Below are 21,393 nucleotides of genomic sequence, written 5' to 3' on the forward strand. Positions count from 1 at the left end.
GTTAAACAACTGCTTAGTGTAACTATTAACTGGTTACTAATTTTACGAGTTCACTTCTTCTTTGATCCAGTCGTATCCTTTTTCTTCTAATTCGTGTGCTAATTCTTTACCACCAGATTTAACTATACGCCCATTGTATAAAACATGTACAAAATCTGGTACGATATAATCTAATAAACGTTGGTAATGTGTTATAACAACAACAGCATTATCTTTAGATTTTAGTTTATTAACACCATTTGCTACAATACGTAAAGCATCAATATCTAAACCAGAATCTGTTTCATCTAAGATTGCTAGTTTTGGTTCTAGCATTGCCATTTGAAAAATTTCATTACGTTTCTTTTCTCCTCCAGAAAATCCTTCGTTTAAAGAACGTGATAAAAACTTACGGTCTATTTCTAATAATTCAGATTTTTCACGAATCATTTTAAGCATGTCTTTAGCAGGCATGTCTTCTAAACCTTTTGCTTTACGTGTTTCGTTAATTGCAGTCTTCATGAAATTTGTAACAGAAACACCTGGAATTTCTACAGGATACTGAAACGATAAGAAAATACCTTTATGTGCACGCTCTTCGGCAGCTAAATCTTCAAGGTCTTCACCATCTAGTAAAATTTCACCTTTTTCAACTTCGTATTCTTCTTTTCCAGCAATAACTGAAGCTAAGGTACTTTTTCCTGAACCATTTGGTCCCATTATAGCATGTACTTCTCCTGGTTTTACTTCAAGGTTAATGCCTTTTAAAATCGATTTGTCTTCAACACTTGCGTGCAAATCTTTTATTTGTAACATAGTCTTATTTTCCTATTTTAATCACTTCTTTTTTAGCGTCTTGTTTTTTAACGCTAATAATTTCTTTAATATCTATACTGTATGGCCAAGCTTCTTCGCCTTCTTTTTTAGGTATTAACTTACCTCTAACTTGTACTAAAACACCATCTGTAGCTTCTTCTTTAAAAGGTTCGCTCATTTTGTTTAGTTCCTTTGATTTATTATTAATAACTACGCCGTAAATAGAGCTATTTCCTACTTGTAAAACAGCGGCATCTCCATAAAATGAAAACTCTCCACTTAGAGTTGTTAAGCCGTCTTTTGCTTGAGATCTATCTACACCATCTGCATCTATAGTTGTTGTTTCAACTTGTTTTGCATCTGTTTTACAGTTTGTAAACACTGTAACACATAAAAGGAGTATTAAAACTTTTTTCATATTTAAAAAATAATAAATCTGGTTAGTTTTTAATTATCCTACAGAACCTTCTAAGCTAATTTCTAAAAGCTTTTGTGCTTCTACTGCAAATTCCATTGGTAATTTATTTAACACTTCTTTACTAAAACCATTTACTATTAATGCAATAGCTTTTTCTGTGTCTATACCACGTTGGTTACAGTAAAATATTTGGTCTTCACCAATTTTACTTGTAGTAGCTTCGTGCTCTATCATGGCGCTTTTATTTTTTGCTTCTATATATGGAAACGTATGTGCGCCACACTCGTTACCCATAAGTAAACTATCACATTGTGAAAAGTTACGTGCATTTTCTGCGCGAGAACTTACTTGTACTAATCCACGGTATGAGTTTTGTGATTTACCTGCAGAAATACCTTTTGATATAATGGTTGATTTAGTGTTTTTACCTAAATGAATCATTTTAGTACCTGTATCTGCTTGTTGGTAATTGTTTGTTACTGCTATAGAGTAAAATTCACCTACAGAGTTATCACCTTTTAATACGCATGAAGGATATTTCCAGGTTACTGCACTTCCAGTTTCAACTTGAGTCCAAGAAATTTTTGCGTTTTTCTCACATAAACCTCTTTTTGTAACAAAGTTAAAAACACCACCTTTTCCTTCTGCATTTCCAGGATACCAGTTTTGTACTGTACTGTATTTAATTTCTGCATCGTCAAGAGCAATAAGCTCTACAACCGCTGCGTGTAATTGGTTTTCATCACGGCTTGGTGCTGTACAACCTTCTAAATATGATACATAACTACCTTCGTCTGCAACTACAAGTGTTCTTTCAAACTGTCCTGTTCCTGCTTGATTAATTCTAAAGTATGTAGATAGTTCCATTGGGCAACGTACACCTTTAGGTATGTAACAGAAAGAACCGTCACTAAATACTGCAGAGTTTAATGCTGCATAAAAGTTGTCTTTAGTTGGTACAACTGTTCCTAAGTGTTTTCTTACAAGTTCTGGATGCTCTTTAATGGCTTCAGAAATACTCATAAAAATTATACCTTTTTCACCTAATGTTTTTTTAAAGGTTGTTGCTACAGAAACTGAGTCTACAACAACATCCATTGCTACATTGGCTAGCTTTTTTTGTTCGTCTATAGAAATTCCAAGCTTTTCAAAAGTTGCTAGTAATTCTGGATCAACCTCATCTAAACTATCGTATTTAGGTTTACTGTTGGGAGCAGAGTAATAAGAAATTGCTTGAAAATCTGGTTTTTGGTAGTTTACATTAGCCCAATCTGGTTCTTCCATTTCTTTCCAAACCTTGAAGGCTTCTAGTCTCCATTCTGTCATCCATTCTGGTTCTTCTTTTTTCTTAGAAATTGCTCTAACAATATCTTCGTTTAAACCAACAGGAAATGTTTCAGATTCTATATCTGTATAAAAACCGTATTCGTATTCTTTGGTTTTAAGTTCTTCTCTTAAATCGTCTTCTGTGTACTTCGACATAATTCGCTCTTTCAATTTTATAATGAGAAACTTTCTCCACAACCGCAAGTTCGGTTTGCATTAGGGTTATTAAACACAAAACCAGTGCCGTTTAATCCACCAGAATATTCTAGTGTTGTACCAATTAGGTACAAGAAACTTTTTTTATCAACTATGATTTTTACACCATTATCTTCAAAAACTTTATCGTCTTGTTCTTGTGCTTTATCAAACTTTAAATCATAAGATAAACCAGAGCAGCCGCCACTTTTTACGCCAACGCGTACAAAGTCTGTGGTTGCATTGTAGCCCTCGTCGCTCATTAGCTCAACGACTTTCTTTTTAGCTGTATCAGAAACTTTTATCATATTCGTATATAGACTTTATCTAAATAGGTTGCAAATATACAATTTAAGTCCCTTTTTACCATATAACCTAACATTATATTAGCATATGGTTTTATAGTAATTTTTTATTGCAGTTTTTTTTTAAAAAAATTAGTCCTGAAAATCTGTGTTGGTAAGAAAAGATGGGTCTGAAAGTGATAGTAAAAAAGCTTTTAAATCTGCCTTATCTTGTGTGGTTAAATTTACGCCACCTTGATCAAGTTTTTTCATTAATGAATCTACTGTTGGAGAATCTTGCAAGCCTGTACTGTAAAATTCTATGACCTCATCTAATGTGTTAAATCTACCATCATGCATATAAGGTGCTGTGTAGGCTAAATTTCTTAGAGATGGACTTCTAAATTTACCATTATCATTTGAGTCTCCAGTTACTGCTCCCAAACCAAGGTCTGTAAAGTTAGCATCTAAGCCATTGTTATGGAAAATATTATCTGTCCATAATGGATTGTTAGGGCTGCCATGACAATGAAAACAATCGCCACGAGTTTCGTCCATAAACACATTTAAACCATTTTGTTCTTGAGGTGTAAGTGTTGCTTGACCTAATAAGAATTTATCAAACTTTGAATTGGCAGAAATTAATGTACGTTCAAATTGTGCAATAGCCATTGTTACAAGTTCTTTTGTAATTGTTGAAGTTTTAAAGGCTAGACGAAAAAGCTCTGGGTAGTCTGGGTCGTTTTGAAGTTTTAAAACAACATCTTCCCAATTAGCATGCATTTCTATTGGGTTTTGTACTGGTTCTAATGCTTGTCTTTCTAAACTTAATGCTTGGCCATCCCAATTGAAACGTTCACCATAATTCCATGCTAAATTAAATAAAGGCATGGCGTTTCTGGTTCCAAAAATACCATCTATACCATCGCTAGTTGCTGTGTTATCTGTAAATGCTAATTGTGGTGAGTGGCATGAAGCACAAGACATGGTTTCGTCTCCAGAGAGTTTGTTGTCGAAAAATAATTTTTTACCTAAGGCAACACCTTCAACTGTTTGTGGATTATTGTTAGGTATTACTGGAGAAATAATGTTTTGCTCAAAAATTTCGGGAATATTTAAAGCTAATGGTGTTGGCTCATAAGTTTCGGTTTTGTCGTCACTTGAACAAGCAAAGACAAGAACTAAAATTAAAAATAGGAGCCAATTTTTCATTTTTGCTTATTGTATTATGTTTTCTAAACTAAATACTGAAGCTCCATTTTCATACATCATTATTTGTGCTGTAGAATTTGGCATTAGCATTTGGTTGTATTGGTTTAAATCCCATAAGTTTGGGCTTTTAAACCATTCGGCAATATTCATTTGGACTTGAAAAGTGGCATTGTTTGTAATTGTTACTGCACCTAGGTTGACTTCAAAAAAAGTGTCTTGAGGAAATGTTGGGTTCATTCCTGGATTATCTACTGCACGAATAGCGTGGTAATTAAATCCTTGTTCTGCGTCGCTTGAGTTTATAAACTTACCATCAAATTGCATATAATGATAGCCACCACCAAGCATTTCTGGTACATTAAAATTTTCGGTATTTAAATCTATATAATTTTCGGCGTTATCTTCATTATCTAAACCAAACGTAAATGAAACATTGGTATACACACCGGTAGGAATATTTTCATCTAAACTTAATGTCGTATTATTATTGTTTGTAACATCTACTAGATTATAGATATCAAAAACAATATCATCTTGACCATCTCGAGAAAATGTAATGTCTGATATTACGTATCGAAGTCTTTCTATACTTAACATTTCGCCATTTTCATTTGTATATTGAATCGTGTTGAAATCTGCACTTGTAACTTCGGTATCATTCCAGGTGTGCTTAAAACTAAATGTTGTTTGTGCTTCGGTATTTAATGTGATATTATCATCGTTATCATCACTACAAGATGAGAATGTTAAAGCAGCTATTATTGCTAGTAAAGAAAAGATTTTTTTCATTATTTTATTTTAATTAAAAGTAGGTCTGAAAACCCTTTGTTTTCTGTAATGTCGCCATCGTCACTTGTTGTGTCTCCAACTGCTACAATTGTTTTGTCGTTTAATTGGGCTACACCATACGAGAAATCTATGTTAGAACCTCCAACGGTTTGTTGCCATTCTATATTGCCTTCACTATCTACTTTTACAACCCAAGCATCATTTTGACCTTGGTTGATTGTAACGTCGCCATCTGAGCTTCGCGAACTTCCAGAAAGTAAAAAGCCATTATCTTGAGTTTTTACTATATCTCTAGCAACATCAAAGCTTGTGCCTCCTAAGGTTTTTTCCCAAAGTAATTGACCTTCTGGAGAAATTTTGATTAACCATAAATCTGCGGCTCCGTTATTGTTAGTTACATCAATATCACTACTTCTGGTATCTCCAGCTATAATATAATTGCCGTCATTAGATGTTGTTATTGCTCTAGCTTCATCTATTTCGCTGCCTCCAAAAGATTTTTCCCATATTAAATCTCCTGTATTTGAGATTTTAATAACCCAAAAATCATAAGAACCTTTGTTGTTTGAAATGTCTGTGTCATCACTATCTGAACCTCCCGCAATAATATATGCATTGTCATTAGTTTCTACAATTCCTTCTGGAGTGTCTGTAAATAGGCCTCCAAAATATTTGCTCCATTGTAATTCTCCTAAAGCGTTAAGTTTTATTGTCCAGTAATCTCCACCTGCATGTCTGTTATTGTTCCTTGATGTGTTTCCTTCGCCATTAGAGGCTGTTACGTCTAAAACACCAGAAATTAAATAACCGTTGTCGTTTGTTTGAATTAAGGTTATACCAGAGTCTGTTCCAGAAAAACCAAAAGATTTTTGCCAGATTATATTTCCAGAGTTATCAAGTTTTGCTAACCAATAATCTTCCTGACCTGCGTTTTGAGTTACATCTAAATCACTACTAAAGCTAGAGCCTAAAATGGCAAAACCACCATCTTGGGTTTGAATGATACTTTTTCCTCTATCGTCTTGTGAACCGCCGTAAGTTTTGTTCCATTGTATTTGGCTTTCGCTATCAAATTTTAACACCCAGAAATCAAAATTATCATCAGTTTTATCTATAATATCGCCATCTGTACTTTGTGTATAGCCTAATATTGCATAACCACCATCTAAGGTGTTAGTAACAGATTGGGCGCTTTCATTTTTAGAACCTCCGTAATTTTTAATAAAATCTATTTCTCCAGTAATGGTATTAGTACTTGTTGGAATTGCGTTGTCGTCGTCATTTTTGCAATTAAAAAAAGTGATAGTAAGTACTAATATTAAAGATGTTTTGATGAATTTAAAATTCATAATTAGTTGCTCTTTTTAATAATAAATAAACCTCTATCAATATCACTAATAAGTATATTGCCACTTTCAAAATATGGGTACACATTCCACGCACCATTAAAATTAGCGCTATTGCTACCTGGATAAGTATCAAAAAAACCAACTTCTGTCATAGTGTTAGAGCCTATGTTTGTAATATCTATCATACGAACACCAGCTCGATAATTTGCCTGGTAGTAAATATTATCTTTTACATAACCATTGTGGTCTATGGCTAAGGTTGGGCCAAAATATTCCATTTGAAAAGTTGGGTTGTCTAAGTCTGAAAAATCAAATACTAAAGACCTAGTGTTTCCTCCAAAATTTTGTTCATCTAACTCATCTCCTAAAATAAAATATTGCTGATTTTCTGTAAACCAACCTTGATGCGTGTACCCTACGTTATTATAACTTATAGTAGATATTTCTATTGGGTTTGCTTTATCTGTTATATCTACTAAAACAATTTCTGTTTCATTACTGCCAATTAAAATTTCTCTACCTATGTAAGAACTAACACCTGGAATTTCGGCGTTATTATCTGGGCCATTATAAGTAACTACTTGTGCATCGTGCGAATAGCCTCCATTTGCATATCCACCAGCAGCGACTGGATTTGTTGGATTTTGAATATTTACAAAGTGTGGTCCGCCGTTAAATGTTGTTGTACCAACACCATAGGCATAACCACTATCTTCGTTAATTACAATGTTGTGTGCGCTACCAAAACCGGTATAATGAGCATCTGGTGTAAAAGTTTCTGGAGCATTAGTTACATTGCGTAAGCGTGTTAAATCAAAAACTTGCATTCCATGATTTGAAGCTTCGCTAACTATAAAAGCATGATTATTATAAACTTTAATATCTCTCCAGCTACTATTACTTGTAGCTGTTGGTAATATGCCTACAACTGTTAATTGAGAAGTGTTTGAAATGTCTACAAAAACAGAGCCTGAAGAGGTGCCAACTAAAGCATATTCTTTTCCGTTTAATGGATCTGTCCATCCCCAAGAATCGTTTCCAGAACCTGCAGCTCCCATTTCAGCAATAGAAAGGGTTGCCATTAAATCGTAATCATTACATGGAAACTCTCCTGCCATACCATTAATACATGGAAATAATGGTTGTATATTATCTTCACAAGCGTCACCAATTCCATTATTATTACTGTCTAATTGATCTGGATTAGGCTCGTTTGGGCAATTATCTTCACTGTCTACAATACCATCGCCATCACGGTCATCACAAACATCACCTATACCATTATCATCACTATCTAGTTGGTTTGGATTACTTGTTTCTGGACAATTGTCTAATGTGTCACTAACTCCATCGCCGTCTTGGTCACTAAATGCTTGTGTAGTATTATCATCATCACTAGAGCAACTTGATGCTATTGCTATAAAAAAAGTTAGTGTAAAACATAGTATGGCAAGTTTTGAAATGTAATTTATTTGTTTTTTCATAGTTGTTGATAACAGATAATTTTTTTTATAAAACAACAAGGCTTATTTTACAATAAGTTTTTTTGTTATTCTACTATTTATTTTAATTAAATAAACTCCAGAACGGTAGTTTTTTACTGGTAGAACGAATGTTTCATTATTAATATTGTTCTTATTAAATACTTTTTGACCTAGTATATTGTAGATCTCTACACTGTTGATTATGTTTTTTTTGGTTCCTTTAATTATTGAATTTGAGGTTGTTGGGTTTGGAGAAATTGTAAAGTTGTTAGCCAGTTGAAAGTTTGGGTTGCTTAAAGTATTACTTTCTCTAACTACAAAAAGTCCACTTTCAATGTCACTTATAATAATATTTCCACTTTGAAAATAAGGGTAAATACTCCAAGCGCCATTAAAAGCTGTGCTGTTGCTACTTGGGTATGTGTCAAAATACCCAATCTCTGTCATAGAATTATTGTTGTCTGCTGTAGTCGATGGATTTGCATCGTTAGTGTTTGAGATGTTAGTAATATCAAAAACTCTCATGCCTGCACGATAGTTTGCTAAATAAAATTCGTTTCCTTTAACATAGCCATTATGATCTATAGCATCAAATGGAGCGACATAGGTAGAAGATAAAACAGGATTGTCTAGATCTAGCATATCAAAAACAAAAGTAGTTGTATTAGATCCTAAACCAGATTCGTCTAATTCATCTCCCATTATAAAATATCTATGGTCATCTGTAAACCAGCCTTGATGAGCATATCCTGCTTGTGGATACACTACTTCTTGTATAAATTTAGGGTCGTTTTTATCTGTTACATCTATTAAAACAATTTTATCTGTTCCTCCACCGGTTGCACCGTTTGCAGCAACTAATATTTCTCGACCTACATAGCTGCTTACTCCTGCAATTTCTGCATTGGTATCTTGACCATTATAAGTAATTACTTGAGCGTCGTGAGTATAACCGCTAGCAGAATAACTTCCTGTAGTTATTGGTGATAGCGGATTTGAAATATCTATAAAAATTGGTCCGCCATTTGCAGCACCACAACCTACTAAATATGCTGTAGCAGCAGTTTCATTAATAACAATATTATGACAACTACCAATGTTTAATCCACCATTATCACCTGTATAGGTTATTACATTACCATCTAAAGGATCTGAGGTGTAGGTTAAATCGGGATTTGGTCCATCTCTTAGTATAGTTAAATCAAATATTTGCATACCATGGTTGCCAACGCCATCTGCAACAATAAATGCATGGTTGTCGTAAACTTTTACATCCCTCCAAAAATTATTAGCGTTATTAGTAGATTCTATTCTGCCTAAAAAAATAGGGTTAACAGGGTTGGTTATATCAACAAAAGCTGTACTATTTGTTGTTGCCATAATAGCATACTCATTATTGTTTAATGGATCTGTCCAGCCCCAAATATCACTTCCTTCTGGAGTGCCGTCTGTAGTAGCTAAAATGGAAATAGGAATATTAGACATTAAATCATAATTATCACAAGGATAAATGCCAGCCATTCCTGTTGTAGCATCGCATGGAGTTTGGGCTAAAAAAAGAGAATGGAAACTAATAAACAATAGTGTTAAAATGTAGCTTTTTTGCATTAGAATTTTTTTAAATTTGCTAAGCGAAATTAGTATAAAAAAACGATAAAACGCACTTTTTGAGTGTTAAATAGCATGTGTGTCAAGTGTATATAATAGTTTTTAAGTTTTAAAATTGATTTTTATAAACTTTAAAATCTATCGTTTTTCACTACTTCTTTTTATATTTTTGCATTATGATAGAAGATAAAAATCAACAGCTAACACCTTTAAGCGAATTAGGTGAGTTTAAATTAATTGAACATTTAACTCAACAATTTGAAATTAAACATAATTCCACAATAAAAGGTATTGGAGATGATGCCGCTGTATTAGATGCTAAGAATAAACAAACTGTTGTTACAACAGATATGTTGGTGGAAGGTGTACATTTCGATTTGAGTTATGTACCATTAAAGCATTTAGGTTACAAGGCTATTGTTGTTAATCTATCTGATGTTTTTGCTATGAATGCAGAAGCAAAACAAGTTACTGTATCTGTTGCGGTTTCTAATAGATTTCCTTTGGAGGCATTAGAAGAATTATATGAAGGAATAGCTTTAGCTGCAAAAATTTATAATGTAGATGTTGTTGGCGGAGATACTACGTCTTCAACCTCTGGTTTGTTAATTTCTGTTACAGCAATTGGTGAAGTTAAACCAGAAGATGTAGTATATAGAAGTGGTGCAAAACCAAATGATTTACTTGTAGTTTCGGGAGATTTAGGAGGTGCTTATATGGGACTTCAAATTCTTGAAAGAGAGAAAGAGGTTTTTAAAGTTAACCCAAATAATCAACCAGATTTAGATGCTTATACTTATATAATGGAGCGTCAATTAAAACCTGAAGCGAGAAAAGATATTATTAAGCTTTTAAAAGATTTAGATGTTAAACCAACTTCTATGATTGATTTAAGTGATGGTTTATCCTCTGAAATTTTACATATATGTAAAGCCAGTAAAGTAGGTTGCGATTTATATGAAGATAAAATACCTTTAGATCCACAAGTAATTTCTACTTGCGAAGAATTTAACATAGATAGTACTACCGTAGCTTTAAATGGAGGAGAAGATTATGAGTTATTAATGACTATTTCTCAAAAAGATTTCCCTAAAATTAAAGCAAATCCAAATCTTACTGTTATAGGTTTTATGACAGAAGAAAATATAGGTGCTAATTTAGTGACAAGAGCAGAAACAAAAATTCCTATAACTGCTCAAGGTTGGAAAAATTTTGATAGTTAAGAACTCATTTTATAAGCAGTAAGTAATTCTTCTCTTCTAATTCTTGCTTGTCGCTTTAAATGAATTCTTGATAAAATAGAATTGATTTCTCTATACTTAGGTGTTAATTCTATTAAATCTCCATTACAATCTGTAGTAAGCTCTTTGCTGCATTTTTTACATTTGTACTCCTTTACGTGGTAGGTAACTTGTCTTGAAACCTCATATTTGTGTCCTAATACACTGCAAAGAAAATGAGGAATAATCGCTGTTTTTTGGTTTGTTTGTTTCATCATTTTAAATTCTGATGTTTAAACTTAAATAAAAAAACCGATATATCCGACCAATAGCTATTTTTTTTCGACGAAATGCACTAATTGTTTGATAAAATCTACTTTATTCTCGATATAGCTCATATGTCCTTCAGAAAATAGGTGTAATTCAATATTTTGATTTTCAGCATATTTAGCAATTGAATTAATATCAATTAATGTATCTTTTTTTCCTAATAAAATTAATTTTTTAAACGATGCATTTGCAAAGAAATCTGAAAAATCTTCTCGTTGTCTCATGCCTTCATTAGCAGCCATATAACCTTGTAAAGATGTTTTTAATGCAATGTCTAATGCTTTAATGTAGTCTTCTTTATATTTAATTTTACTTTGGGCACTAAATAAGTTGGCAAAACTCATTTTCACTAAATTTTCAAAATTATTTTGTGCCATTTTGTTGGCTCTTAATCTTAGTTCTTTTCTTTCGTTAGTATCACTTTTAAAAGTAGAATTAAGCAAGCATAGTCCTGTTACATGTTTTGGAAATAGCTTAGAAAATGAAAGCGCGACATAGCCGCCCATAGAGTGCCCAATAAATATTAATTTTTTTAGGTTTAAATATTTTATAACCGCATGAACAGCTACTGCCATATCTTCCATAGTATGTATGTAACCTAAAGAATTTGTGTTTCCGTGTCCTAAAAGATCTATTGAAATAACTCTATTTTTTTTAGAGAGTTGTGGTGTTAAGTCGTTCCACATAGTGAGGTCTTCCAAAAAACCGTGAAGTAATATTACTGCAGGTCCATTACCTGTATCCGTATAAAAAATATTAATGCCTTTATATTCTAAAATCATAATTAACTATATTCGACAAAAATACATGTTAACTTTTGAATAAAACGAAAGAAATATTAGTTGTTGGTTTTGCCTTATTTTCAATGTTTTTTGGAGCAGGTAACCTTATTTTGCCTCCTTTTTTAGGAGTACAGGCAGGAGAGCAGTGGCTACTTGTTGCTTTGGGTTTTGTAATTACGGCAGTTATAATCCCAATATTTGGTATACTTGCACATGCGAGATTGCAAGGTACAATGTACGATTTTGGTAAAAAAGTATCTCCAGTTTTTAGTACTGTATACTGTATTATTGTTTACGCAATATCTATTTCTTTACCAGCGCCACGTACAGCTTCTGTTGTTCATGAAATGGCGATAGCTCCTTTTTTTAATACCAGTACTTTGCTTACCAGTGGTCTTTATTTTTCGTTGGTATTCTTATTTGTAATTAATCGCTCAAAAGTTATAAATTTATTAGGTAAATTTTTAACGCCATTAATAATAATAATTTTACTATCTATTATTGTAGTAGGTGTTGTTTCTGCTCCAGTAGTTGTAAACCCATCATCTTTTAAAACACCAATAATTAGTGGTTTGTTAGAAGGTTACCAAACATTCGATGCTATTGGTGCTGTAGTTATTGGGAGTGTTGTTGTTATTTCTTTAAAATTAAAAGGTTATAGTGCTTTCGAGGCGAAAAAAGAACTCATTAAAAAGTCCGGATTTGTGGCAGGATTAGGTTTATTTATAATATATACAGGACTAATTTTATGCGGCTCACTATATAATACTACATTTGCTGAGGCATCTTCAAGAACACAAATATTGTCTAGTTTAAGCACTCAAACACTGGGTCATGTAGGTACTATATTTTTAAGTGTTTTAGTGTCTTTAGCATGTTTTACTACTGCAATAGGTATTGTAACAGGAACTGCAGATTATGTTAAAAGCTTATTTAAAGAATCTCAAACAGCATATTATATTACAGCCTTTTTAGGTTGTATTCTTGGTGTTATTGTTGGTAAATTTAATGTTGGTTTTATAATTGATATTGCTCTTCCTGCATTAATGTTTATATACCCAATAACTATAATTTTAATTTTATTAAATGTTCTATCAGTAAAATATACATCTAAGCTAGTATTTAGAGGTGTTGTTTTGGTAACTTTTTTATTCTCTATACCAGACTTTTTAAAGTTTATTGTATCATCTCCGCAAAAATTAGAACAAATAACAAACCTAATACCTATGGCGAAATATAGCTTGGGTTGGGTTATGCCTGCAGTAATTATATTTTTAGTGTTAAATATTAAAAATTTTTCGACTAAGTCACTAACTAATTAAAAGTCAAGTGGCATTACAAGATATAGAAACATATACATTTAAAGATATTTTTTCATTAAGTGTGGTCCAGTTTGATAAAGCTTGTGTTGTAAATAAACCAGAACAAGTAGATGTTTATAGTATTTATTGGATAAAAAAAGGAAAAGGACTTTATAATATAGATTTTAAAAGTTTTGAGTTTAGTGAAAATGTACTGTTTTTTCTGTCTCCAGGACAAGTGTTTTCTGTAGAAAACGAAAGTATAAAAGAAGCCTATAAAATTACCTTTATAAAAGATTTTTATTGCATACAAACACATGATAAAGAAGTATCATGTAATGGTGTACTTTTTAACAATGTATATAAGGTGCCTTTTATTAAACCATGTAAAAGCGATACTCAAAAACTAAGTTTTATACTCGATAGTTTAATAGAAGAATTTAAAAACGTTAACACTGCTCAACATGATATGCTGCAAAGCTATTTAAAGCAATTCATTATCCATTCAGTTCGCATACAAAGTGAAAACTATCCAGTAGATAAAAATATAGAAACCAGGCTTTTTAAAGATTTTAGTACAATCTTAGAACAAAATTATAAAACAATACACTCTGTAACAGAATATGCAAAACGCCTAGGAATATCACCAAAATCACTCACCAAAAATTTTCAAAAAATTGGCGCTCAAACACCAAGCGATATTATAAAAAACCGAATAATAATAGAAGCAAAACGTCAATTAATATACACTAAGCAATCTGTAAAAGAAATAGCTTATAGTTTAGGTTTTAACGACTCTGCCTACTTTAGCAGGTACTTTAGTAAAGCCACATCAAAATCACCATTACAATTTAGAAAAGACTATTAATTTATAATGGCGTGTCCAAAATGAGCAGAAGCATCATTTAGGTCAGGCTGTACGTTATATCTTTTTTTGCCATATAGGCAAGCAAAAAAAGGATGCCACTGCCATCCTTCACGCAAAATTACCGGTACCAAACTCTAGTAAAACGTAAATAATAATCACTGTCCAAGCATAAGGAACTTTTGTCCATTTTAACAAGCCTGTTTGTGTCGCACCTTTGTAGTGTAACAAAAAACAATGTAAAAATGAAACCACATACATCGCTATTTAGTTTAATAGCAACCTTTACAAAAGCAAAGCAAACCATATCAAAATTTGTAACAAAAAAAGAACACTGTCAATCTCAACAATTACATGACTTTTACTGTAATACAATTACCAACAACAAATAAATAAATCAATAAAATAAATAAAATTATGAGCACATTTAATGTACCAACAAAAAACGAAGTCTCTCAAAAAAATCAGGAGATATTTAATCAATTAGAAAAAGGATTAGGATTTGTACCAAACCTATATGCAACAATGGCGTATAGTGAAAACGCGCTAAGTAATTTCTTGAATTTTTCAAATTCAAAAACATCCTTTTCAGTTAAAGAAAAAGAGGTTATAAACCTTGCAGTTAGTCAAGTAAATCAATGCGAATACTGTCTAGCAGCACATACAGCAATAGGAAAAATGAATGGCTTTTCAGATAGTGAAATAATAGAACTTCGTCAAGGAAAAGCAAGTTTCGATTCGAAACTAGAAAGTTTAGCAAAACTATCTAAAAACATAGCAGAAAATAGAGGAGCTACAGAAGCGGTAATTGTAAATTCTTTTTTTAATGCAGGATATACAAAAGAGAATTTAGTAGATGCAATAACATTAGTAGGAGAAATAACAATCACTAATTACTTGCATAAAACAACAGAGGTACCTGTAGATTTTCCACAAGCAGAAGCTTTAGTATAAACAAGAAAATTATAAATTAAAACCAAAAACAATGAAAAAAGTAGTAACCATTTTAGTATTTACAATAGTAGCAGCATTTAATGTAAATGCGCAAGATACAATGAGTAATAAACAAGCAGTAAAAACTGTAAACTTAGAAGAAACAGCAGGAGCATTTACTCAAAAAAGTTTAACCTTAAGTGAAGGAACGTATGTTTTTAAAGTAACAAATAATAATGCATCTCCAGAAGTAGGACTAGTTTTAATTCAAGATGGAAAAGATGGTACAAACCCAGAAAACCATATAAAAGAAGCATATGTATCCCAATTAGTAAAACATGGTAAAACAGAATCTTCACAACCAGTAACTTTAACAAAAGGTAAGTATAAATACTTTTGTCCTTATAATAACACACCACAATACACTTTAGTTGTGGAGTAATTAAACATATAGTTTTTAAGTAAAAAAGCGAGCTCGTAGAGTCTCGCTTTTTTTATTTAAAATTTAGATTTTCATACGTTAATAGGTGCTTGTGTATCTTCTGTTAATGCATGTAACTTTACTATTATTTCTATAGAATAAGTAGTAATTGCTTTAATTATGTTAATTATTTAACAAATTGTAAAAATGTAGTATATATTTTTCATTTTTATTTTTAATTCACGCTAGCACAGTAGTTTCGTAACATAAAATAGAGAGAAATGTTAGTATTAAAATTTGGAGGAACGTCTGTTGGGTCTATAGAGAACATGATTCATGTAAAAGAAATAATTAATAATGAGCAAAAAAAAATAGTAGTATTATCTGCAATGTCTGGTACTACTAATTCATTAGTAAAAATTTCAGAGCATATAAAAAACAAAAATAAAGACGAGGCTTTAATTGTTGTTAACAATCTTAGAAATAATTATAATACAACTATTAAAAACCTAATAACAAACCAAAAACTTTATAAAACAGTTTTTGTTTATGTAAACGATGTATTTAATACGTTAGAGGCATTGGTAAATAGTGAATTTACTAATTTATTATATAATCAAATTGTAGCTCAAGGCGAATTATTGTCTACCTATATATTTAGTAGATATTTAATGCAAGAAGGCATAAAAACAGCATTATTGCCTGCTTTAGATTTTATGAGAATTGATAAAACCAATGAGCCAGACAACTTTTATATCCAGCAAAATTTAAGTAGAATAATGGGCGAAACTCCAAATGCAGATATTTATATTACGCAAGGATTTATTTGCCGAAATGCAGAAGGTGATATAAGTAACTTACAACGAGGAGGTAGTGATTATACGGCAACAATAATTGGTGCTGTACTTAATGCAAAAGAAGTGCAAATCTGGACAGATATTGATGGGTTTCATAATAACGATCCGCGATTTGTAGAAAATACAAATGCCATTTCTAATTTATCTTTTGATGAGTCTGCAGAGTTAGCATATTTTGGAGCAAAAATATTACACCCACAAACCGTAATGCCTGTTAGAGCTTTAGATATTCCTGTACGTTTAAAAAACACAATGTCTCCTAAAGCACATGGTACATTAATTACAAATCAAATTCATGGAGAAGGCATAAAAGCAATAGCAGCAAAAGATGGTATTACAGCGATAAAAATAAAATCTGCTAGAATGTTACTGGCACACGGTTTTTTAAAGAAAGTATTCGAGATCTTTGAACGCTACGAAACAGCTATAGATATGATTACAACGTCTGAAATAGCTGTATCTTTAACAGTAGATAATACTACGCATTTGTCTGCAATAGTAGAAGAGTTAGATCATTTTGCAACAGTTGAGGTAGACGATTATATGAGTATTGTGTGTTTAGTAGGGAATGCTATTATTTACCATCCAGATACACCAAATTTATTTCAAGTATTACAAGATGTTAACGTGAGAATGATTTCTTATGGAGGTAGTAATAACAATATTTCACTATTAATTAAAACTAGTGATAAAATTGAAACGCTTCAAAAATTACAGCGTTACGTTTTTGAAAACGAAGGCGTTTTAGTTTAAACTTGTATTAAAATAGAAAACGACATATAATATATAAAACCTCATTTACATTTGTATTTGAGGTTTTATATATTTTGTAGCTAATATAAAGCACAAAAAAACCTCTAAAAAGAGGTTTTTTTAAATAAGTTAGGCTTTATTTATTCATAAGCTCTTCAATTTCATCTGCTTCAATTGGAATATTTCTCATCAAATTAAAAGGTTCTCCACTTTTTTGTATTACAACGTCATCTTCTAATCTAATACCAAAACCTTCATCTGGAATATAGATACCTGGTTCAACAGTAAAAACCATGTTTTCTTGCATAGGCTCTGTTAAAATGCCATAATCATGCGTGTCTAAACCAATGTGGTGACTTGTACCGTGCATAAAGTATTTTTTATAAGCAGGCCAGTCTGGATTTTCGTTTTTAACATCAGCTTTATCAAGTAAACCTAACCCTAATAATTCGCTAGTCATTAATTTACCAACTTCAATATGGTATTCTGCCCATAAAGTTCCAGGGACTAGCATTTTAGTTGCGTCATTTTTTACACGATTAACGGCATTATAAACAGCCTTTTGTCTGTCTGTAAATTTTCCTGAAACAGGTATGGTACGTGTCATATCACTAGCGTAATTTGCATATTCTGCGCCAGCATCAATTAAAATTAAATCACCAGCTTTACACTGTTGGTTGTTTTCTATATAATGTAAAACATTAGCGTTATTACCAGAGCCAATTATGGGTGTGTAGGCAAAACCTTTAGATCGGTTATTTAAAAACTCATGCATAAACTCAGCTTCAAGATTATACTCCCAAACATCTGGTTTTACAAAATTTAATATTCTTCTAAAGCCTTTTTCTGTGATATCACAGGCTTGTTGCATTAAATCTAATTCAATTTGATCTTTAACAGAGCGTAAACGCTGTAATATTGGGTTGCTTTTGGCTACGCGGTGTGCAGGATATCTATCTTTAAGCCATTTAGTAAAACGGGCTTCGCGAGTTTCAGTTTCTACATTAGCTCTATAATGTTCGTTTGTATTTATATATACAGTGTCTGCCTGAGACATTATTTCGGCTAAAACTTTATGTAAATCTTGTAGCCAGTAAACTGTTTTTATTCCGCTAGTAGAAAAAGCAGCATCTTTAGTTAACTTTTCGCCTTCCCAAACAGCAATATGCTCATTTGTTTCTTTTAAAAATAAAATTTCACGGTTTTTAGGATTTGGACAATCTGGAAAAATTACTAAAATACTTTCTTCTTGGTCAACGCCACTTAAATAAAATATATCTCTATGTTGTGCAAAAGGTAAAGTACTATCTGCGCTTACAGGATATATGTCGTTAGAGTTAAAAATAGCAAGACTATTAGGCTGCATTTGTTGCGCAAAGTTTTTACGATTTTTAATAAAAAGGCTACTGTCTATTTTGTGGTATTTCATGAAAAAATAGTTTTCATTCCCTTGAAACCGGGAATTTAATTAGTGTTTTAATTTTTCTCCGTCAAGCGGAAAAACTAAGAAGCTTGAATTAAGCTTGCCGGAGTGTCAAAAATAACATTTTATTACCAAAAAGAGTTTCGGTTTTGTTCATATTTAACAGAATGATTACCTTCAAGGTCTTAAAAAAACATCAATATGAAACTTAAATTATTTTTAACTGTCTTGCTTGCTTTCTTTTTAAAAGCGCAAGCGCAACAACCAGCAACAAATTCTAATACTGTAAAACAAGCGCTTGCCAAAAAGAAGCTAATGGCAGAATCGTCATTGGTTAAAAATGTAGCCTTTAAAAATATTGGGCCAACAGTAATGAGTGGTCGTGTGGTAGATATAGATGTTAACCCAAATAATACTTCAGAGTTTTATGTAGGTTATGCTTCTGGAGGTTTGTGGTATACAAAAAATAACGGATCTTCTTTTACTCCTGTTTTAGATAATGCTCAAACTCAAAATGTAGGTGATATTGTAGTAGATTGGCAGTCTGGAACTATTTGGGTTGGTACAGGAGAAAATAACAGCTCGCGTTCATCTTACGCAGGAATAGGTATTTTAAAATCTACAAATCATGGTGAAACTTGGGAACATGTTGGCTTGCCAGATTCTCACCATATTGGGCGTATTTTAATAAACCCAAATAATGTAAATGAAGTTGTGGTTGGTGTAACGGGTCATTTATATTCTCCAAATAAAGAACGCGGCATTTATAAAACAAAAGATGGTGGTAAAACATGGCAGCAAACTTTGTTTGTAGATGAAAATAGTGGAATTATAGATGTGCAACAGTCGCCAAATAACTTTAATACTCTTTATGCTTCATCATGGACACGTGATAGAAAAGCTTGGAATTTTGATGGTAGCGGAAATAATTCAGCAATATTTAAAAGTATAGATGCTGGTGAAACTTGGCAGAGAATATCAACTAAAGAAAGTGGTTTTCCAACAGGAAATGGTGTTGGGCGAATAGGTTTGGCAGTTTCAAACGATAATGTATTATATGCTTTTCATGATAGTCAATTTAGAAGAAAAGAAAATAATAAAAAAGAAGAAACTCGCGGACTTAAAAAAGAAGAGTTTAAAACCATGAGTACAGAAACCTTTTTAGCTTTAGATGATAAAAAGTTAAACGGATTTTTAAAAATGAATAATTTTCAGGAAAAGTATCGCGCTGAAAATGTAAAGCAAATGGTACGTAGTGGTAATGTAAAACCTGTAGATTTAGCCAACTATCTTGAAGATGCTAATTCTATGTTATTTGATACGCCTGTAATTGGAGCCGAAGTTTATAAAAGTACAAATGGTGGAAAAACATGGAGTAAAACACACGACGATTATTTAGACGATGTATACTATTCGTATGGTTACTATTTTGGAGAAATTAGAGTCGATCCTCAAGATGAAAACGGTATCTATATAATGGGAGTTCCAATTTTAAAATCTAAAGATGGCGGGAAATCTTTTACATCTATTAGTAAAGAAAACGTGCATGCAGATCATCAAGCATTATGGGTAAACCCAAAAGTATCTGGGCATTTAATAAACGGTAACGATGGCGGTTTAAACATGTCTTACGATGATGGTGAAACATGGGAAAAACTAAACGTAAATAGTGTTGGGCAGTTTTATGCAATTAATGTAGACAACCAAGAGCTATATCGCGTGTACGGTGGTTTGCAAGATAACGGTGTTTGGGTTGGTGCACACAATGCGCCTCAAAATAGAGCTTGGCATCAAAACGGACAATATCCTTGGGAGTCAATAATGGGTGGCGACGGTATGCAAATAGAAATAGATAACCGTAATGCAAATATTGTTTACACAGGTTATCAATTTGGTAACTATTATAGAATTAATAGAGAAACAGGAGAACAAAAATACATACAACCAAAACATGAGTTGGGCGAAAGTCCTTATAGGTTTAACTGGCAAACACCAATACATTTATCGCGTCATAACCAAGATATATTATATTTAGGTGGTAACAAATTAATGAGGTCTCTAGATAAAGGAGAGCATTGGAAAGCAATTTCTAAAGATTTAACTAATGGTGGTAAAAAAGGAAACGTAGCTTATGGAACATTGACTTCTATTAGCGAATCGCCTTTTGAATTTGGTTTAATTTATGTTGGTAGTGATGATGGTTTGGTGCATGTTACTAAAAATGGAGGCGGCAGTTGGGCAAATATTTCTGAGGGATTACCAAAAGATTTGTGGGTAAGTAGAGTAGTAGCATCAAAACACAAAAAAGAACGTGTTTACTTAACACTAAACGGTTACCGTTGGGACGACTTTACAAGCTACGTTTATAAGTCTGAAGATTATGGAAAAACATGGTCGTCTATAGCTTCAAATATTCCAGCTTCTGCAGTAAATGTTGTTCGCGAAGATTTTAAAAACGAAAACATATTGTATTTAGGTACAGATAATGGTGCTTATGTATCCTTTAATAAAGGAGAAATTTGGGAAGCATTTTCAAAAAACTTACCAGCAGTAGCAGTACACGATATAGTATTACATGAAAAGTCTAATGATTTGTTATTGGGAACTCACGGTAGAAGCATTTACAAAACTAATGTAGAGCCGCTTCAGGAAATGAACGCATCGGTAAAAAACCAGTCGTTAACTATTTTTAATATTGAAAAAATTAGAAGTAGTCGCCGTTGGGGAAATAGCTGGAGTAAATGGATGCAACCTTACGAACCTTCAAATACTTTAACGTTTTATTCTAATGAAGAAGCTAAAAAAACTATCGAAATTAGAAGCGATAAAAATTCAGTATTGCAAACAATAGATGTAGACGTTAATAAAGGTTTTAATTATGTAGAATACGATCTTACTTTAACCGAAAAAGGACGTAAAAAATTATTAAAAGAAAACACAACAATAGATATTGAAAAAGCAAAAAATGGTAAATATTACTTGCCTAAAGGAAAATATATAATTTCAATTAATGGTGTAACTAAAGGTTTTGAAATAGAATAGATACTA

At 32.2% G+C, this 21,393-nt stretch carries 20 protein-coding genes; 8 read left to right on the top strand and 12 right to left on the bottom strand.

Features of this window, described 5'->3' with window-relative positions:
* Nucleotides 1–42: 42 nt before the first annotated feature.
* The 9 genes from sufC to BM549_RS03555 form a co-directional block, all read right to left on the bottom strand.
* Nucleotides 43–795: a Fe-S cluster assembly ATPase SufC gene (sufC, locus tag BM549_RS03515; protein WP_290468990.1), complete on the bottom strand. Its 753-nt coding sequence runs from the start codon at nt 793–795 to the stop codon at nt 43–45.
* A gap of 4 nt (nt 796–799) precedes the next feature.
* Nucleotides 800–1,213 carry a hypothetical protein gene (locus BM549_RS03520; RefSeq protein WP_290468991.1) on the bottom strand — a complete coding sequence of 138 codons (414 nt, stop codon included), beginning with the start codon at nt 1,211–1,213 and terminating at the stop codon, nt 800–802.
* A gap of 33 nt (nt 1,214–1,246) precedes the next feature.
* The gene (sufB, locus tag BM549_RS03525) at nt 1,247–2,695 is read right to left on the bottom strand and encodes a Fe-S cluster assembly protein SufB (protein ID WP_013869808.1); all 1,449 of its coding nucleotides are present in this window, start codon (nt 2,693–2,695) and stop codon (nt 1,247–1,249) included.
* A gap of 17 nt (nt 2,696–2,712) precedes the next feature.
* Nucleotides 2,713–3,042: an iron-sulfur cluster assembly accessory protein gene (locus tag BM549_RS03530; protein WP_290468992.1), complete on the bottom strand. Its 330-nt coding sequence runs from the start codon at nt 3,040–3,042 to the stop codon at nt 2,713–2,715.
* A gap of 129 nt (nt 3,043–3,171) precedes the next feature.
* Nucleotides 3,172–4,230, bottom strand: coding sequence for a cytochrome c peroxidase (locus BM549_RS03535; RefSeq protein ID WP_290468993.1), 1,059 nt, complete (start codon nt 4,228–4,230; stop codon nt 3,172–3,174).
* Nucleotides 4,231–4,236: 6 nt separating this feature from the next.
* Complete coding sequence (locus BM549_RS03540) at nt 4,237–5,019, bottom strand: MbnP family protein (protein WP_290468994.1); 783 nt, start codon at nt 5,017–5,019, stop codon at nt 4,237–4,239.
* Nucleotides 5,019–6,368: a hypothetical protein gene (locus tag BM549_RS03545; protein WP_290468995.1), complete on the bottom strand. Its 1,350-nt coding sequence runs from the start codon at nt 6,366–6,368 to the stop codon at nt 5,019–5,021. The genes BM549_RS03540 and BM549_RS03545 overlap by 1 nt, the downstream gene beginning before the upstream one ends.
* A 2-nt stretch (nt 6,369–6,370) precedes the next feature.
* Nucleotides 6,371–7,852, bottom strand: a complete 1,482-nt coding sequence (locus BM549_RS03550) for a choice-of-anchor B family protein (RefSeq protein ID WP_290468996.1) — start codon at nt 7,850–7,852, stop codon at nt 6,371–6,373.
* Nucleotides 7,853–7,894: 42 nt separating this feature from the next.
* The gene (locus tag BM549_RS03555) at nt 7,895–9,460 is read right to left on the bottom strand and encodes a choice-of-anchor B family protein (protein WP_290468997.1); all 1,566 of its coding nucleotides are present in this window, start codon (nt 9,458–9,460) and stop codon (nt 7,895–7,897) included.
* A 176-nt stretch (nt 9,461–9,636) separates the two neighbouring features.
* On the opposite strand from BM549_RS03555, the gene thiL reads away from it, so the two are divergent.
* Nucleotides 9,637–10,683 (top strand): thiamine-phosphate kinase, encoded by a 1,047-nt coding sequence (thiL, locus tag BM549_RS03560; RefSeq protein ID WP_290468998.1) that lies wholly within the window; start codon nt 9,637–9,639, stop codon nt 10,681–10,683.
* On the opposite strand, the gene BM549_RS03565 is transcribed toward thiL, so the two are convergent.
* Together BM549_RS03565 and BM549_RS03570 are read right to left on the bottom strand one after the other, a co-directional pair.
* Nucleotides 10,680–10,958: a hypothetical protein gene (locus BM549_RS03565; protein WP_365336924.1), complete on the bottom strand. Its 279-nt coding sequence runs from the start codon at nt 10,956–10,958 to the stop codon at nt 10,680–10,682. The genes thiL and BM549_RS03565 overlap by 4 nt on opposite strands.
* A gap of 54 nt (nt 10,959–11,012) precedes the next feature.
* Nucleotides 11,013–11,792, bottom strand: a complete 780-nt coding sequence (locus BM549_RS03570; RefSeq protein ID WP_290468999.1) for an alpha/beta hydrolase — start codon at nt 11,790–11,792, stop codon at nt 11,013–11,015.
* A 35-nt stretch (nt 11,793–11,827) separates the two neighbouring features.
* On the opposite strand from BM549_RS03570, the gene brnQ reads away from it, so the two are divergent.
* From brnQ to BM549_RS03600, 6 genes are all read left to right on the top strand, one after another.
* Nucleotides 11,828–13,114 carry a branched-chain amino acid transport system II carrier protein gene (gene brnQ / locus BM549_RS03575; RefSeq protein WP_290469000.1) on the top strand — a complete coding sequence of 429 codons (1,287 nt, stop codon included), beginning with the start codon at nt 11,828–11,830 and terminating at the stop codon, nt 13,112–13,114.
* Between the two features lie 7 nt (nt 13,115–13,121).
* On the top strand, nt 13,122–13,961 hold the full coding sequence (locus BM549_RS03580; RefSeq protein ID WP_013869819.1) for an AraC family transcriptional regulator: 840 nt from the start codon (nt 13,122–13,124) through the stop codon (nt 13,959–13,961).
* 242 nt (nt 13,962–14,203) lie between these two features.
* Nucleotides 14,204–14,350 carry a hypothetical protein gene (locus BM549_RS03585; protein WP_290469001.1) on the top strand — a complete coding sequence of 49 codons (147 nt, stop codon included), beginning with the start codon at nt 14,204–14,206 and terminating at the stop codon, nt 14,348–14,350.
* Between the two features lie 25 nt (nt 14,351–14,375).
* Nucleotides 14,376–14,912, top strand: a complete 537-nt coding sequence (locus tag BM549_RS03590; protein WP_290469002.1) for a carboxymuconolactone decarboxylase family protein — start codon at nt 14,376–14,378, stop codon at nt 14,910–14,912.
* A gap of 31 nt (nt 14,913–14,943) precedes the next feature.
* The gene (locus tag BM549_RS03595; RefSeq protein ID WP_290469003.1) at nt 14,944–15,333 is read left to right on the top strand and encodes a cupredoxin domain-containing protein; all 390 of its coding nucleotides are present in this window, start codon (nt 14,944–14,946) and stop codon (nt 15,331–15,333) included.
* A gap of 260 nt (nt 15,334–15,593) precedes the next feature.
* A complete protein-coding gene (locus BM549_RS03600) occupies nt 15,594–16,922 on the top strand; it encodes an aspartate kinase (RefSeq protein WP_290469004.1) in 1,329 nt (442 codons plus the stop codon).
* Between the two features lie 136 nt (nt 16,923–17,058).
* Here the strand turns inward: BM549_RS03600 and BM549_RS03605 are convergent, their stop codons facing one another.
* Nucleotides 17,059–18,351, bottom strand: coding sequence for an aminopeptidase P family protein (locus tag BM549_RS03605; RefSeq protein WP_290469005.1), 1,293 nt, complete (start codon nt 18,349–18,351; stop codon nt 17,059–17,061).
* 195 nt (nt 18,352–18,546) lie between these two features.
* Between BM549_RS03605 and BM549_RS03610 the strand changes: the two genes are divergently transcribed.
* Nucleotides 18,547–21,387: a sialidase family protein gene (locus tag BM549_RS03610; protein WP_290469006.1), complete on the top strand. Its 2,841-nt coding sequence runs from the start codon at nt 18,547–18,549 to the stop codon at nt 21,385–21,387.
* Nucleotides 21,388–21,393 lie beyond the last annotated feature (6 nt).

This window comes from Lacinutrix sp. MedPE-SW (genome assembly GCF_001874145.1).
Taxonomy (GTDB): Bacteria; Bacteroidota; Bacteroidia; order Flavobacteriales; family Flavobacteriaceae; genus Lacinutrix.